This is a genomic window from Candidatus Poribacteria bacterium (assembly GCA_021295755.1).
Taxonomy (GTDB): domain Bacteria; phylum Poribacteria; class WGA-4E; order WGA-4E; family PCPOR2b; genus PCPOR2b.
Window position 1 is genome coordinate 1 of sequence record JAGWBT010000052.1, and the last position, 17136, is coordinate 17136.

At 48.4% G+C, this 17136-nt stretch carries 14 protein-coding genes; 10 read left to right on the forward strand and 4 right to left on the reverse strand.

The window, feature by feature from the left end; all coding sequences use genetic code 11:
• The first annotated feature begins 124 nt into the window (after positions 1-124).
• The 5 genes from J4G02_09410 to J4G02_09430 all read left to right on the forward strand — a co-directional run bounded on the left by J4G02_09410 (position 125) and on the right by J4G02_09430 (position 8593).
• Positions 125-2296, forward strand: coding sequence for a sigma 54-interacting transcriptional regulator (locus tag J4G02_09410; protein ID MCE2394788.1), 2172 nt, complete (start codon positions 125-127; stop codon positions 2294-2296).
• Between the two features lie 402 nt (positions 2297-2698).
• Positions 2699-5050, forward strand: coding sequence for a tetratricopeptide repeat protein (locus tag J4G02_09415; GenBank protein ID MCE2394789.1), 2352 nt, complete (start codon positions 2699-2701; stop codon positions 5048-5050).
• A 34-nt stretch (positions 5051-5084) separates the two neighbouring features.
• Entirely contained in the window at positions 5085-5831 is a 747-nt protein-coding gene (locus tag J4G02_09420) for a formylglycine-generating enzyme family protein (GenBank protein ID MCE2394790.1), read from the forward strand.
• Between the two features lie 58 nt (positions 5832-5889).
• Entirely contained in the window at positions 5890-7467 is a 1578-nt protein-coding gene (locus tag J4G02_09425; protein ID MCE2394791.1) for a VWA domain-containing protein, read from the forward strand.
• A gap of 157 nt (positions 7468-7624) precedes the next feature.
• Positions 7625-8593 (forward strand): 3'(2'),5'-bisphosphate nucleotidase, encoded by a 969-nt coding sequence (locus J4G02_09430; GenBank protein ID MCE2394792.1) that lies wholly within the window; start codon positions 7625-7627, stop codon positions 8591-8593.
• A gap of 12 nt (positions 8594-8605) precedes the next feature.
• Here J4G02_09430 and J4G02_09435 read toward each other — a convergent pair whose 3' ends face one another.
• The 4 genes from J4G02_09435 to J4G02_09450 all read right to left on the reverse strand — a co-directional run bounded on the left by J4G02_09435 (position 8606) and on the right by J4G02_09450 (position 13109).
• Positions 8606-9661: a TAXI family TRAP transporter solute-binding subunit gene (locus tag J4G02_09435; protein MCE2394793.1), complete on the reverse strand. Its 1056-nt coding sequence runs from the start codon at positions 9659-9661 to the stop codon at positions 8606-8608.
• Positions 9662-9680: 19 nt separating this feature from the next.
• The gene (locus tag J4G02_09440) at positions 9681-10391 is read right to left on the reverse strand and encodes an SDR family oxidoreductase (protein ID MCE2394794.1); all 711 of its coding nucleotides are present in this window, start codon (positions 10389-10391) and stop codon (positions 9681-9683) included.
• Positions 10392-10452: 61 nt separating this feature from the next.
• Entirely contained in the window at positions 10453-12036 is a 1584-nt protein-coding gene (gene pckA / locus J4G02_09445) for a phosphoenolpyruvate carboxykinase (ATP) (GenBank protein MCE2394795.1), read from the reverse strand.
• Between the two features lie 65 nt (positions 12037-12101).
• A complete protein-coding gene (locus J4G02_09450) occupies positions 12102-13109 on the reverse strand; it encodes a dipeptide epimerase (GenBank protein ID MCE2394796.1) in 1008 nt (335 codons plus the stop codon).
• 270 nt (positions 13110-13379) lie between these two features.
• Between J4G02_09450 and J4G02_09455 the strand changes: the two genes are divergently transcribed.
• From J4G02_09455 to J4G02_09475, 5 genes are read left to right on the forward strand one after another with little or no spacing between them, the layout of a single operon-like run.
• Positions 13380-13922, forward strand: coding sequence for a sigma-70 family RNA polymerase sigma factor (locus J4G02_09455; protein MCE2394797.1), 543 nt, complete (start codon positions 13380-13382; stop codon positions 13920-13922).
• A 4-nt stretch (positions 13923-13926) separates the two neighbouring features.
• On the forward strand, positions 13927-14562 hold the full coding sequence (locus tag J4G02_09460; GenBank protein ID MCE2394798.1) for a zf-HC2 domain-containing protein: 636 nt from the start codon (positions 13927-13929) through the stop codon (positions 14560-14562).
• Positions 14562-15680 (forward strand): DUF4252 domain-containing protein, encoded by a 1119-nt coding sequence (locus tag J4G02_09465; protein MCE2394799.1) that lies wholly within the window; start codon positions 14562-14564, stop codon positions 15678-15680. The genes J4G02_09460 and J4G02_09465 overlap by 1 nt, the downstream gene beginning before the upstream one ends.
• Before the next feature lie 39 nt (positions 15681-15719).
• Positions 15720-16352, forward strand: coding sequence for a hypothetical protein (locus J4G02_09470; GenBank protein ID MCE2394800.1), 633 nt, complete (start codon positions 15720-15722; stop codon positions 16350-16352).
• 1 nt (position 16353) lies between these two features.
• Positions 16354-17052 carry a hypothetical protein gene (locus J4G02_09475; GenBank protein MCE2394801.1) on the forward strand — a complete coding sequence of 233 codons (699 nt, stop codon included), beginning with the start codon at positions 16354-16356 and terminating at the stop codon, positions 17050-17052.
• Positions 17053-17136 lie beyond the last annotated feature (84 nt).

Consider the following 17136-nt stretch of genomic DNA (forward strand, 5'->3'; position numbering starts at 1 on the left):
AAGATTAAACTTGCTAAAGCAATCTGTATACCAAGCATAAATGCTTAGGTCTTAGACCTAAAGGATTTCTTGATAAAATAAAAAAAGAAAGGTTATCACCCCGTTTCACGCATGGGAGGAAAAAATGACGAGATGGATGCAAGTTGCACAAAGATCAGAGATTGAACCTGGCAAAAGCAAAGTGGTTAAGCTAGGGGACGAGCGCGTAGCAGTATTTAACACCAATGGAAAATTTTATGCCATCAATAACACATGTCCACATCAGGGCGGGCCACTTGGAGAAGGCGTTTTGGACGGGGAGAGCATCACCTGTCCCTGGCACGAATGGAAATATAATCTAAAAACCGGCTGTCCCATTATCACGCCAGCCGTTAAAACTTACGCGCTCCAGATTGATGGAGAAGCAATTTGGATCGCTGTCGATCCCAAGGCTGAATCACCGGATCCACAGGACAAAGTTACTTCTGAGAGCAAAGAAACAACCGATCCGGTCTATGAGATTCTTGAACAAATCAACCTCGGCAAGACACTTGATGAAGTGTTCGAGAATATCTATGTTGGGCTTCAGGATGTTGTCCCACACAGTCGTTTGGGCATTGCACTGATTGACGAGTCATCAGGCAGGTTAGTGCAGGTTAAAACAAAATCTGACCACAAGATTGTTCTAGACAACGGCTTTTCGGCGCGGATTGCCGGATCAACGCTTGAAGGAGTTTTGGAATCAGGAGAGGCACGAATTATTGATGATTTTCGAGAAGTTCTCGAAAAACGACCCAGTATTTGGACCCGGCTTATGGTTGAAGAAGGCATGCGCTCAAACCTGACACTACCGCTGAAGGTGAGCGGGAAGCCGATTGGTGTCGTATTTTTTACCAGTGCAATTGTCCGAGCGTTTTCGGAGGCACACGTTGGGTTTCTCAAACAAATCGCTGGACAACTCTCCATCCTGATCGAGAAGGGGCGATGGGTCAGCGATCTTGCACAAAGCAACGCGAGATACCGTACCCTTTTTGAGATGTCCAACGATGCAATCTTTATTTGTCCCTCTCTCTCTCAGCCCTTTGTGACGGTCAATGAAAATCTGTGTGTGTGGCTGGGGTACACACATCAGGAACTCGCCAGTCTATCATTGCACAATCTGATGAGGAGCGAAGAATTTCAACGGATAGCTCAACTGTTGGAGAAACTTATCCCTCAAGGAACACCAATCACCTTTGAAACAGAACTCTCGAAAAGAGATGGGGGTATGCTACCGCTAGGGATGCGGGTGGTCGGCATTGAGCACGGCGGGGAACGGTTTATCCAAGGGTTCGCCCGTAATCTCTCAGAGGTAAAAGCACTCAACGAACAATTGAAAAGCCTTTACACATTTGAAAACCTTATCGGTAAAAATCGACAGATGCAGGAAATCTATGAACTTATTCAGGAAGTGGCACCGATGTCAACGACTGTGTTGATTCAGGGTGAGAGTGGCACCGGAAAAGAGTTAGTCGCCAAAGCGATTCACCATCAGAGTGAAAGGACGGACAAAGCGTTTGTGAGTGTCAACTGTGGGGCGTTGACAGAGAGTCTCCTCGAAAGTGAGTTGTTTGGCCACGTAAAAGGAGCATATACGGGCGCAACAACCACTCGACAGGGACGGTTTGAGATAGCGGACAAAGGGACGATTTTTCTGGACGAAATCGGAGACCTAAGCCCTGCCATGCAGGTAAAGCTGCTGAGAGTCTTGCAGGAGGGATCGTTTGAAAAGGTCGGGTCATCTCATACGCAGAAGGTAGACGTGCGAATCATCGCTGCGAGCAATCGCGATCTGAAAACCGCAATTCAATCAGCGAATTTTCGGGAAGATCTCTATTACCGGCTGAACATCGTGCCGATTCAGCTACCGCCGCTGCGGGAAAGACGGGATGATATTCCCCTTCTGATTGAGCACTTTATCCAAAAATTCAATCGACACACCCAGAAGTTTATTCAGGACGTTTCTCCTGAAACATTAGATATTCTGATGGAATACCCGTATCCCGGCAATGTGCGACAGTTAGAAAATATCATTGAGCATGCTTTCGTCAAGTGTCCAGGCGAGCGCATCGAAAAGAAACATCTACCCACAGAGCTAATCGCGCCTAAGGACGACATTGTAACGCTAGCGCTGATGGGCGAAAATCCCCTCGCCGCACTGGAGCGGGAATTGATTCAACGGGTTTTAGAACAGTGTGATGGCAAACCGAAGTTGGCTGCGAAACGTCTAGGCATTAGCCGTACCACCCTGTGGCGACGGCTCAAGGCGGAACGGTGATGTTAAGTTTTGGTTGCTAGGGCGTGTTGAGGTCTGCCGGTCGTGTCTATCCAAGCCTCTCGGAACGGGGTGTCGCTTGATTTATGAGCACCTCCCAGATAATAGGGAGTTAACCTTGAAAAACCACTTGTCCCAGTCCACAGACTGGTGTTATAATGTTTTGAACAATGTATAGCATTGTTAGGGCATGTAGACACTTGACAGCACGCCGGCTAGGTTGAACGGGCCCCGTGAAATCCAAACTATACTCGTAGGTCGGGCATCTCCCGATGCCGTTTCGAGCATCCCGATCTATCGGGATCCAAATTGCTTTGAATCCTCGATGTTTCATCGGGAGCGACTTGCCCGCCCCTTGTGGCCGGTTCCATACCGGCAAATAACCTATTGGTCGAGATTCACATCTTGACATCTAAATATCATATGAAAAGTCAATACATCGTCTTCATTCTCCCAATCCTGATATTGCTTCTGATTACCGACCTTGTTCCTGCGGCGGATGACTACTTTAATCATATTACAGTCTTCTCCGACGGGAAGATTACTCGTTTCACCCAAACCCCAATCCGCGTTCATATAGCACCCGTGCCTACGGGGATTGAGGGGGTTGAAACGTATCTGGAAAGTTTCCGTTATGCCATGCGCGAATGGGAAGCCGCCGCTGATGGGCAGCTACAATTCCAAGAGGTAGTGACAGACGCAGACATTCGCGTGCGATGGCAGCGGAGTGGATTAACGCAAATCACCGATACTGCACTCGGCAAGACGGAGCTCACCCGTCTCTCGGCGACCGATTTCGAGGTAGACATAGTTTTAGCTTTGCGAGAAAGCAGTTCGGCGGCACTGCTTTCGCCCGAAAAGATGCAAACCGTTTGTCTCCATGAACTGGGGCACGCAATAGGACTTTGGGGCCATGCTCCAGATTCTGCGGATGTGCTCTTCTTTGCAGCAACGGCACAGCGCCCAACCGATCGAGATAAAACAACGCTGCACAAAGTCTATGCGACTCCGCTCCACACCCCTCAACATGAAGCTGCAACTGCGGTGCTCAAAGCACAGATTGAGGCCAACCCAAAACACCTTCAAAGCCACTATCTCCTCGGCACCGTTCACTTCGATAAAGGCAACGTAGATACAGCGATTGCAAATTTCAAAGCCTGTTTGGCACTTGCCCCGGACTTTCAGCAAGCCAACGAAAAACTCCTCCAGGCCTACCAGAAAAGCGGACGTACAGACGAAGCACTTGTCCAGCTTCAAAAGATGCTCAATCAGGACGCCTCGCCAGAGGGGTATAACACCGCTGGCGTAATGTACTATCAAAGTCAGCGAATTGACGAAGCCGTTACAACCTTCAAGCGCGCACTCCAGATTAATCCGCGCTATCAGCCAGCTAAAAATAATCTACACCAACTCTATCGTGAACAGGGCATCTCTGCACTAGCGGATGAAAATTATCCCGCAGCAACTGCGTTTTTTTCACAGGCATTGCAACTTGACCCGACAGATTTAACACTGTATAATCTGACAGGGGTGATGTATGCAAGAAGCGGGGACTATCAAAATGCAATCGCAGAGTACAAAAAAGCATTGCAATTTAATCCCGGCGACATAGATGCCAAGCAAAACCTCGCCCGGTCCTACAATAATCTCGGAGTGCAGTTGACTCAATCCCAACGTTGGGAAGAGGCGATTGACGCCTATCAGCAGGCCCGTCAATTGATGCCCGACCTCGCCAGTGTGAAACCCAATCTCACGGATTTGTACCGGAAACGGGCGAACACACTCCGCGAACAAGGAAATTTAGATTTGGCAATCGAAGCCTATCGTGAACTCCTTGAGTTTGATTCAGGTGCCATTGATGCCCACAATCTGCTAGGGGACTTATATTTTCAAAAGCAGGATTATCGGCAGGCAATCCACGAATTTAATTCGGCTTTCACTACCGATACCGAGAACCCACAAGCGCGGAACAATCTGATCACGGCCTATCATAAATACGGTCAGGTACTCGACCACCAAAAGCGTTACGACCAAGCGATTGCACAACTTGAAAAGGGACTTGCGTTAGCCCCGGCGCACATCAACCTTCGCTTGAGCATCGCGTATGTCTACGCTCGTGCAAAGGATTTCGACAGTGCGGGGCGGACGTTTGAGGAAATTCTGGAGATGGAGCCGGATAACCTTCAAGCCAAAACGGGGTTAGTTAATCTTCAGATTCAACGCGGGAATGATTTTCTGAACCGAAAGGAATATACGGCCGCGCTCAAGGCGTTTGAAAATATCCCGGAATCCGATCGGGGGGCAGGGATCTATAATACGATTGGATATCTGTATTTAAAGAAAAAGCAATCCCTGAAAGCGTTGCAGGCTTTTGATACGGCCCTCGCTGACGACCCACAGAACAAGGTTGCTTACCAGAATCTTCTGAGTATCGAATCGCAGTTGGAGGCATACCTTGTCAACGTCAACAATTCCCAAATAGCAAGGGATAGCCTCGCGCTTGTGAAAAACAGCCTTGTCCATTGCTTAATCGGCCGCGGTGAACATCTCAAAGCGAAAGCCAAATACCGCGCTGCATTAGACCTTACCACCGACGATGTGAAACTTAAAACGACTCTTATTAACACCGGTATTTATCTTTCAAAAGCATTTGAAAAAAAGAAATCGGACAAAAATATGAAGGAGGTGATTCGGTGTATTCAGGAGCAAGCACCTGACAACTCAAGGGTACAACAACTGCTTGAAGATAGTCCGTAATCATTTGAATCGTTTTAAGGATTAATTACTTTCGATGTCAACCCCGCAAGAAATTACAATCTATCCGCTAAACTACTCATTGGTCTATATCCCCGAAGGATCCTTCCTCATGGGGACGCTTCCGACAGGATTACGCAAAACTGACCATGAGGAGCCACAGCGCACGGTGACGCTCAATGCCTACTATATTGGTAAGTTCCCCGTGACTAACGCCCAATATGTACAATTCGTAGAAGATACAGGCTATTATCTACCGCGTTTTCATGCCGATTCGCGCTTCAATGCGCCAGATTGTCCTGTGGTTGGCGTCAGTTGGTATGACGCACGGGAGTTTCTGCGCTATCTTAATGAATTGGGGGGCGAAGCGTATCGCCTACCAACAGAAGCGGAGTGGGAAAAAGCAGCGCGAGGCACCGATGGACGAGAGTATCCGTGGGGAAACGAATGGGATCTAGCCAAAACGAATTCGTCCGAAAGCCGCCTTAAACGAACAACGCCGGTTGACAGCTATCCGGAGGGCGTTAGCCCCTATGGATGCTATAACATGGGCGGGAATGTTTACGAGTGGTGCATAGACTGGTTTCACCCGGAGACTTATCGATATGCGCCAGCGCAAAATCCATTCGGTCCAGCCGAAGGCAGGCGCAAGGTCATCCGGGGCGGTTCGTGGGTGCCGCGGGGTCAATTCGCTGCGCGATGTGCAAACCGTGCAGCGTATGAGCCGATAGAAATGGTACATAACGTTGGGATTCGGATTGCGAAGTCAGCTTCTTCAACCTAAAGATGAGAGGGCTCTATGGGGGTTCCAAACCCCTTAATCCACAAAAGTAGGTGATTCTATGTTACGTCGCAGAAATACTCGTCGAGCCTTTATCTACTCGCTCGTCATTCACCTTGTTGTTGCGGCAATTTTGGTGTATTTACCGATTAAGCAGCAGCTACTCCCTCCGTCCGATAACGCCGTTCTGGTTGACATCACCCACTTTCAACGTACGGAGGCTCGTCCACCCAAGCCGGTTGAGCCTCCGCCCCCTGAACCCGTGAAAGCTGCTGTGAACCCTGATTCCATTGGGACTGTTGCGGAAGTCCTCACTCCTAAGCCAAAACCTGCACTTACGACTGATTGGCTGACTGTTGATACACTCAAAACAGATCAACGGACAGCGATTGGATCGAAAGTTGATTCACCTCCAACTCGGGATAGTGCTGGGCCTATTTCCCAGCCACAGCTATCCGCAAAAACGCATCCAGATTCCAAAGCACTCACCATGACAGCAGTGGATCTGCCAAGAGAGACTTCAGAAAATGGAGCGCCTCTGGCGGCAGATCAGCATATCAATGTAGCTGAAGGAGGCGGTCATCTATCAGAAAGCTCTCCTGAGATCGGTGTAGCGAAGTTACGCGTTGGACGAAGAAGAGGCGAGACACTTGACGGAATGCCTATCGGCAATTCGGGCGGTAGCATCCCTTCGGGCACCTCTGCGGAGGACAACTACATTAAGATGATGACTGAACTCGCTCGAAATCTGGCAAATGCAGCAATCGTTCAGGAGGTCGATCTGGTCTTTGTTATCGACAAAACTGGGAGCATGGAGGACAACGTTCGAGGGGTTCGCGCGTATATTGACCTCTTCTTTGAGCATTTTATACGCGCCGGCCGCGATGCAGCCTTTGGCTTGGTAACATTCGCTGATGTCACAGAAAAAAAGCCAAAGGTTCAGGGGGTTACAACAGATCACGGTAAATTCAAAAATTGGCTTTACAAGATTAAGTTCGAAGGCGGTGGAGATCTCGCCGAATCAGGATTAGATGCGTTAATGGCTGCACTACACAGAATCAAATTTCGACGCAATACCCAACGATTTTTCGTCCTTGTGAGCGATGGAGCCTTCCACGATGCAGATTACGACGGCAGATCCGAATATAGCCAAGATGGGGTTATCGAAACACTACAGCACCAAGGTGTTCGCGTTGATGTCATCGGATTGAATTTCCTCCCTATCAAACAGCTTGCTTGGGCAACAGGTGGCACTTGGCGAGCTATCCCCGGCAGAGGCTATTTGGAACATATCCCACGAACACTTACAGCCAAAATGCTTTCAGAACTGGGCGTCCTTGGTTTCAACAAAGATGGACTAGAAAGGGATGAGGTTGTCGTTTACCTCCGTCGTGACGCACGTCCAACGTGGCTTGAAGTCACATGGAAAGTGCTCAATCCGTTAGGTGAACGCTGCTACGGTCCCTTTTCAGAACGCCTTGATATCCCGAATGACGGCTCAGAGGTTGTGCGGTTCACCCCCACTATTGATGTCAACCAGTTTCGATCTGCAGCGGGGACATACACCGTCATCTACCACATCGAAAATAATCTCGGACATCGCAGCATTTTGCGTCGTACCCTTGACTACGAAGGTTGAGCAAATAGACCACGCTAAGAAATTGTGCAATGGAAACCGATTGAGTTCATAAGTTCCCTAGTTCATTTTTCACGTTTTACGCATTACGTTTCACCTCCATCGCGCTTTGCACTTTCCTTTGACAGGACCAAAAAATTAAACATCAGGTTATAGCCCTATGGTATTAGAGAAACGAACCGCAATGAGTGCGGTATTTAGCGCAGCGCAGCTGTGCCAGCAGGTACAGACTGATATGCTGAAGACGGATGCGGTGGAGAAAGCGGATCGAAGTCCCGTAACAGTGGCAGACTTCGGTTCTCAGGCATTAATTTGTCAAGCCATTGCTGAGGCATTTCCAGAAGATGCCATTGTCGCCGAAGAGGATTCTCAAGCGTTACAGGAAAACCCTCAACTTATGCAGCGGGTGACCGGATACGTCAATCGTTTTGCCGCTGGAATACCTTCAGACCAAACAGTCCGCGATTGGATTGATCTGGGCGACGGAGAAGTGGGAGAACGCTTCTGGACGCTGGACCCGATTGATGGTACAAAAGGATTTTTGCGGGGAGATCAATATGCCATCGCATTGGCGTTGATTGTTAATGGAGAGGTAAAACTTGGGGTGTTGGGGTGCCCGAATCTACCGCAGAACTTGGGCGATCCGCAGACGCAATGCGGTTGTCTTTTCGTCGCATCAAGAGGTGGAGGCACGCAGATGCTTTCGCTGGACGGGCAATCCTCAGAACAGATCTGTATCTCTCAGGCAACACACCGTTTCGCGGAGAGCGTTGAATCTACCCACAGCGACCTTGACGCTCACGCACAAATCGCACGGCAGGTCGGTATCACTGAACCGCCGATCCGGATGGACGGGCAGGGGAAGTATGGCGTGCTTGCACGGGGTGAAGCGTCTGTCTATATTCGCCTGCCAAACCCGGCGACGCCGGATTACCGTGAGTGTATTTGGGATCACGCCGCTGGCCTGATTGTAGTGGAGGAGGCAGGTGGGGTAGTAACGGATGTCGATGGACGCGCACTTGATTTCTCGCAGGGAAGACGGATGACTACCAACCGCGGGATTTTAGCGACGAATGGCAAGTTACATCCACAATTGTTAGCGTGCGTCCGTAGAGACACTCACAATTGACAGTGGGAGGATTTAATCTATAACTTGCGCCGTTTCTGGAATCTCAACTCCCCGTTCTTTCCAAAATCGATATGCCCCACGGTGCAGCGGAATGACAAACGCCTTCGGTGCATTTTCGAGCGTCATATCCTTCGCTGCAGGGATGGTGGTTACTAGCGTTTGATGTCCCGCTTGATTGTACATACGCTGTAGGATAGTGTAAACTGTTTCCTCGCTGATGTCTTTGTGTGCGATGAGGACGGTTGGCATCAGGAATGTATTCACCGGTTGGACGTCTTTGTACGCATTCTCAGGCAGTTTACCGGGCAGATAGAAGGGATACTTCTCGTAAAATCCGTACTTTTTGGCGGGTGCGTCGAAGTCAATTAGCCGGACAGATTTGATTTCGGAGACGTAAATGATGGCGGAATTGGGCGCATTGACAAGCCATTGAAAACCGCTCACCTGTCCATCGCGGAGGGCATCCGCCCCTGCGGTTCCTCCCTTATAAACCGGTGAGAACTTGCCGTGAATTCCAGCAAGTTTCGCGAGCCGTTCCAGTGTCTGTGCGGAGCCGGATCCCGCAGCCCCCATCGCAACCTTCTTCCCGACAATATCCTCAAATTGATGCACATCGCTGTCCGCCAATGTGACAAATTGATTGTAAGCGATGTAAAGCAGGGTTAACACTCGGATATTTTCTTTTTGTCCCTCTTTGGCAAATACCTCTTGCCCATGATAGCCGAGATAGACATCGGAGGCAAACGCAACACCCAAGTAGTCCCCACCACTGTTGACGCGACGTACATTTTCAATGGATCCAGCGGACGCTTCTACGGAGATTCTGATGGAGGGTTCCGCTTTTGAAACGACGGTACCAATTCCACCTGCAAATGGTGAAAACGTCCCGCCGACCGCTCCACCGAGGATAGAAAGCCATATCTGCTTTTTCTCCGGTTGGCTGTCCTGACCGCCCCCCCTTTGGGCAGACGATTGTTTGTCCCCGCTTTTCTGATTATCACAACCGTAGATCAGCAGACTCAGCATCCAGAAAATGGATAACCATATGAGCAAGTTTCGTCGTTGCATTTTTCTCCTTTATCGTCAACTACGCTCTGCCATAGACAGGGATCGCTGCACCGTTGATGATAGCGGCAGCGTCGGAAATAAGGAATAGGATGACTTTGGCGATGTCGTCGGGGGAGACCCAACGGGAGTGGTCTTCGTCGGGCATCCCTTCACGGTTCGCAGGTGTATCAATGATGCTTACCAATAGGGAATTGACATTAATCCCCAAGTCTTTGACCTCCTCCGCAATCGATTCTGTGAGAATTCGCACCCCGTTTTTGGAGACGGAATAGGCACTCAGTCCAGCAATCCCACTTAGTCCTGCACGTGCAGAGGTGTTTACAATTTTTCCACACTTCCGCTCAATCATATACGGTAGAACCGCTTTGCAGCAGAGAAAGATCGATTTCAGGTTCAGATCCATCATGAAATCCCATCGTTCCTCAGCCAGTTCGGCAACTGGTATGCCGCCGACAAAGCCACCAATCGTGTTCACCAAAACGTCAATTTGACCAAATTTGTCCAATGTAGTTTGAACGAAATTTTGGACTTCGGTTTCAACTGTCAGGTCCGTGCGAACCAATGTTACTTGCGCTTTAAGGGAACCAATCTGACGCTCAAATGGCTCGACATTGCGATCAGAAGTGTAAGGCACCGCAACTTGATAACCTTCCTTGAGCAGGGCTTCCGTGACGACCGTTCCCAACGCACCAGTACCACCCGTGACAATCGCAAATCGATTTCCAGCCATTTTAAGATCCTTTGCTGTATGATGCGTGAAACAGATCTACAATCACAAATTGTGTAATCAATTAGATTTTGGGACCTGACGCTCGGACAGCCTCTGTCGCGCTATCGGCAAATTGCTCAAAGTTTTCCGAAAACATCTTAGCAAGCTCTCGCGCTTGGCGGTCGTAAGCCGCACCATCTTTCCATGTGTTACGCGGTTTGAGGACTTCAGGCGGCACACCTTCACAAGCAATTGGGACATGGAATCTGAAAATCGGATCCGGCTCTGTTGGGACATCCGCCAACTTACCCTTCAAAACTGCGTCAACGATAGCGCGGGTGTAACCGATTTTCATTCGAGCACCTTCGCCGTAGGCACCACCACTCCACCCAGTGTTTATCAACCAACAATCCACCTGATGCTGATTTATCTTTTTACCAAGCATGCTGGCATATACAGCAGGATCAAGAGGCATAAATGGGTCACCAAAGCAGTGACTGAAGGTCGCTTCAGGGCGATCTCCCAATCCCTGTTCAGTGCCAGCAACTTTCGCAGTATACCCTGAAAGGAAATGGTACATCGCTTGTTCGGTCGTTAATTTGGCAACGGGAGGCATCACCCCAAACGCATCGCATGTAAGCATAATCAGGTTCTTCGGATGGCCACCGACACCCTCCGGAACAATATTATCGAGGTGAGTAATTGGGTATCCCGCACGTGTATTTTCGGTTAATGAATCATCATCGAGGTCAATCCGCCGGATTACCGGATCGAGAATGACGTTTTCTAACACCGTCCCAAACTTATGGGTACAGGCGTAAATCTCTGGCTCCGCTTCTTTGGAAAGGTTAATCGTTTTCGCATAGCAGCCGCCCTCAAAGTTGAAAACGCCGCGATCGCTCCAACCGTGCTCGTCATCACCGATGAGTTGTCTCCCCGGTGCAGAGGAGAGCGTTGTTTTTCCTGTTCCGGACAGTCCGAAGAAAAGGGCAACGTCTCCATCAGGTCCAAGGTTCGCTGAACAGTGCATAGGCAGCACACCCTGACTCGGTAATAGATAGTTCAGGTATGTGAAAGCCGATTTCTTTATCTCTCCAGCGTACCTCGTCCCACCAATAAGCACCAAATTTCGCTCAAAATTTACAAGGATAAAGGTCTCTGAGTTAGTGCCGTGTAACTCAGGATTGGCGTGAAGTCCCGGGAAATCAATAATGGTAAAATCAGGTGAATGGTCTAGGGACAACTTGTCGGCGGGAATGAGGAGACTTTGCGTAAACAGGCTGTGCCACGCATATTCGGTGATGGCACGAACGGTGATACGATGCTGGGGGTCAGCACCGGCATAGCAATCTTGAACAAAGACATCACGCCCCTGGATGTAGGTTAGCATGTGATTATACACGCGATCAAAGTGCTCTTCGGAGATGGGACGATTCACTTTGCCCCACGAGATTTTATCTCGATTGGACGAGTGTTCAACGATAAATTTGTCGTTGGGTGAACGGCCTGTGTGGGGTAGGGTTTCGACGATAAAAGGACCAAATTGAGCAATTTGCCCTTCGCCCCGCCTGAGGGCTTCTTCATATAGGGTAGGTGTTGATAAGTTCCAATATAAATTATTAATATTCCCGATTTTATGATCTCTCAATAACTGGGCTTTGCTCATGCAGTTCTCCTGAAAGCTGATCTCAGATATGGATACGCTGGTATGGACATCATTTCTCAACGGACCTAACCCTCAACGGGAACAACTCCAATTCCGGGCAGGTCGGGTAAGATCAGTTTACCTTTCTCAAGTGTTACGCCACGATATGGATCATTCGCAACCAGTAGATGTCCGTCCAGATCCGCGTAATCCACAAGCGGTGTGAGATGTGCTGCTGCTGTAATGCCTAGGGAGCTTTCTATCATACAACCAATCATCACTTGCAGTCCATGCGCTCGCGCAATGTGGATGATTCGCATCGCTTCAAGCAGACCACCGCATTTGACCAACTTAATATTAACGCCATCGACGCACCCGACCAGCGAAGGTATATCGGCGGCGCGTTTCACGCTTTCATCGGCGAAAATCGGGAGCTCCGAGTGCTCACGGACAAACTTTAACCCCTCCAGATCGTCCGGCTTTGTGGGTTGCTCGATCAGTTCAACACCGTAAGGAACGAGCTCACGAATCTTACGGACCGCTTCTTTCGGTGTCCACGCCGTGTTGGCATCCACATAGATCGGCTTATCCGTGACCTCACGGAGTGCACGGATGAGCTCTAAATCACGATCGGTGCCGAGTTTGACCTTGAGGAGGGGATACGTCTCCGCTTCACGCACCTTTTGCTGCATTATCTCCGGCTCATCAATCCCAATTGTGAAGGTAGTAAGCGGTGCCCCCTTCGGATCGAGTCCCCAAAGTCGATAAAGCGGCACACCCAATTTTTTCCCAAGCCGGTCGTGCAGCGCCATGTCGATAGCGGACTTTGCAGCGTAATGACGGCCGAGAACCGATTCAAGCTCCGACATGACGCTTTCAATCGCGTCGAGATCTCCATCAAGGCCTGTATCAAGGATGTCAAATGCGACTTGAACCGTTTCGACAGTTTCGCCGTAGAAGCGCGCGGGAGCCGCCTCACCAAGTCCACCATCAATCTCCACAGAAATCACTTGGCGGAATTCATCGACGGCTCGCCGGGCAATCTTAAAAGGGTGGACAAGTTTGAGATCCGTGATTTGATATTGGATATTCATAAGGACTGCAAAACTTTTATCAGTGTGTTCGTTTAATCGCGTTCCTATCGGACAAGGGCAGTTGTAAATTTCTGACCGGTTGATATGTGCCGCTAAGTATATTATGATGATAACTAATTGTCAAGAAGGTTTTCTATCTTTGGAATGTTGATACATCTTTTTGCTCAGACCACTAATCTCATAATTTATTAATTTTTCAAACTTTGATGCAACTTTTTGTCGTGCCATTCGTAGTAAGGACAACTCAACGAAAACTCATGGAGTCACGATATGTCAGAGGAGGTATTTCTTGATCTCGTCAAGCAGTATCAAGCACAAGTCTACCAACACGCGCTGTACCTGCTCAATAGCCCAGATGACGCGAAAGACGTGACTCAGGAGACTTTCATCAAAGCGTGGAATTCCAACGCTGAATTACGCCTTGAGACAATCCAATCGTGGTTGCTCAAATGCGCCAATAATTTATGTATTGACCTGTTACGTCGGCGCAGATTTCAGGTGCCGCTGACGATGGGGGACACTGAAGAAATTGAAACGTTAGTCCACCATCAGCGCGAAGGCACATCATCTGAATCATCAAATCTATCGCCGGAAGAACTCTACATCAGGCGGGAACGTCAGCAGTTGGTACGACAGGCAATCGCTCAACTCCCCCTCCATTTTCGCACGGTCGTGATTATGCGGGAAATAGAAGGGCTAAGTTTTGAAGTTATTGCAGAAACGCTCAATCAACCCGTCGGCACTGTGAAATCAAACATGTTTCGGGCAAAAAAGAAATTGCGGGACATACTAGGTAACCTTATGGGGAGATAGCTCAATGCAACGACATTCGACAACACAAACAATACGTTGTGAATACGTGCATTCGGTTTTGGAAGAGTACCTTGCCGGTGAACTGAACACAGACACTCAAGCAGCAATTGAAATACATTTAGCTACATGTCAGGATTGTCAAAATGAGTTGGACTTCGCGCTTGAGATTGGCGAAGCGGTGCAAGAATTGCCGAAACCTCAACCACCTGCCGAGGTCTTTAATCAAGTTGCTGCCTACGTTCAATCTCATCCAAAGCCCGCTGCTCAGGGGTGGTTTGATTCATTGAAGCAGGTACTACGTGGGTTGTCCTTTCGCCCGGTTGCAGTTGGAGCCGTAGCCGCTAGTTTCATTATCCTCGTGACATTCGGCGCATACCAGCAGCATCAGCAATCTTTACAAATTGAACAGGCTACCCATGAACTCAGTTATGCCTTGAGCACCGTGCACTACGCGATGCAAAAAACGGAGTTTGCCCTTTATGAGGGACTTCCTTCTAACGAAGTAATGATGGTACCACGTAGGGCATTACTGTTTACACTAGATGAGATTAACACCACTACGAATAACCGCTTTTCACAGATGATTTATAAAAGCCTTGCGATATTCAATAAAATCAATTGGAAGGAGATAGATCAATAATGAAATACTACAGAAACCTTATCTGGCCCATTGTGCTTCTATCAGGCCTTCTCATCATTATTAGAAGCAGTGTCGCTGAAGCACAAGAGGAAACCAATATCAGAGGACACATCGCCTTTGATTTCCCGAAAACCTCAGAACCGAACATCGAGATTAATTTGAGCGGGAAACTGATTAGGCTCGTTGCCAAAGCAGCGAAGAACGATCAGGAAGCAGCTAAATTGCTTGAGATGTTGGAAGGAGTATATGTGCGTGGCTACCGTAGCGGCGATACAGATTTTGGCGAAGTCAGCCGTTATTATAAAAATAAGCTGAAAGAAGAAGGTTGGGAAGTCATCGCCAAAGTCAAGGAAGACGATGAAACTTTTGAGGTGCACACCCTTTTCGATCAGGATATTATAAATGGGCTTTTCATTATGATAGCAGAGACTGAGCAGACGATCTTCGTGAATGTCTTCGGACGGATTAACCCGGAACAGATTGGCGAATTGTTAGACAGTTTGGATGTCGACGATCTTGGTAATTTAGATATAGGTATGCACAATTTTGATGTAGATGTAGAGGACCGGAATAGGGGATTCGGACTACATATCGAGAGAAGTGTATTGGAGGAATTGGATTGGAGGTTTGAAGGTACAGACATCTCGGTCATCTCTGCAGAGACTACCAACGGCGCGATTACGTTTGAAGATTCTGTCCGGGATGAAGTGATTGTCCGTGCTTCCAAAAAGGTACGTGCGCGCGGCATAGCGGGTGCAGAGGCATTTGCAAAAAAGGTTCATGTTTACGCCGAGCGAGATGGAAAAGAAATAAAAATTTATAAAAAACATCCCAAACCACCAAAAGGTGTCGATGTTAGTGTTGCCTATGAAATTCAATGTCCGGCTGGCGTTAGCGCGAACCTGCATACAACCAATGGTTCAATTGATTTGAAGCTATCCGGGAATTTCTCCGGTCAAATTGACGCAAAAACGAGTAAGGGGCGAGTGCTCTCGGATTTCCCTATTCCCTTCACCGATAAATCAGAAAAGCAGCTCGCCGGCAAAATTGGCGACGGTGGATCAGCAAAAGTCAAATTGCGAACCACAGATGGAAACATCAATGTGAAGAAGTGGTAGTATTTGCGCTGCAAAGTCTGTAAAAATGGAGGAGAAAAGATGCGATTTGTAATAGTTAGCCTAATCTGTTTGCCGTTGTTTATTATGGGGTGTGCCTTTTTCAGTCCGTCAAGTGAATCGGATCCAAACCCACAGCAGAATCACATACATAGGAGCGATACCCACAATTCCACAGATGATGACAGTAGGATGGAGGCGGATTTGCAGACGACCGAATTGGAGGGAAATCCACAGCAAAGACCTCAGCGTGTAGGAGATAGGAACGCCAAAACCGCCGAAGATCACGGCTGGAGCAATGAGGCATTGCAGCATCTAACTGCGTTTCAGTCGCTTCTCTCAACAGATATCGAAGCGGCACACGCCACAATTGCCGAAATTGCCAAAATACGGTTCGGATCCCATCCCCTCGCCGATGAATGGAGTGAACTCTTTTTCCGTTTGTACCGAGATAAAAAAGGACTCATTCTGGATGTGAAACGTTATTGGGAATTGGAATTTCAACTATTGTCAAATCTAGATGCCGAAACATACACCAAAGAAAAACAAGAGTATCAATTGGGTATGAGACAGATTGATCTACTTATCAAAATGATTGAGAGCCAAGGCGGCAGCCCTGAAACCACTGAAGTAGATTTCGATTTTAACTTTTCCTCATATCTGAAAGGAGAATAGCATGAACACGCAATATACCTTCAAAGTGATTGGTGGTGTACTTATCTTGTCGATCTTAATTGGTGCTGGATTTTTTGCCTACTTGCAGTGGGATTTGAGACGTTTTAAGGCGTCGCTTGAGGAACTATCCGCATTAACCGCTTCTCCAGAGCGTGTTTCACCAAGAGATATAGCTACAACTGAACGCTCCGTCCACCTAACACCTTCAATGACAGTGGAGACTGAACGATTGGAATACCAAATGTCAGAACTCAACGGGCTTGACATGGAACCCGAGGAGCTATGGCTTGACGAGACGGACATGTGGGAATTTGATTGGGAAATCGACGGACTTTTGCTCTCAGAGGTTGAGTTACCGGACCTTGTTTCAGACGAACCCGTTGAGGGGGTCGCCTATACACATCTTAAACGCGATATTTCAAGTTTTCCCGATTTATTGAAATCGGCGTACGGTGATTCAGAAGATGTTGATGTCGTAGCTGAAGTGCTAGCGCGTTCGGAGGCTGGCACCGCGACACCTGATGATGCGATTTCCATAGCAGAGGCATTGTTAAGAATCATACCTGAAGACCAATATGCAAATCGTCGGTCAGTTATGAAATTTCTCGAAGACCAGTATGCACTCAAGCGCCATAAGGAAAGCGCCCCCACGATTGTCACAAAAGTCGAATTCAAAACTGATATTGTATCTAAAGATTGACATACTCCCCGCCCTAAATGACGGGGATTCTTTTGTCCTTCAGGCGCGTGAATTGTGCTATCAGCAAGGTTAGCCATCCGAAGA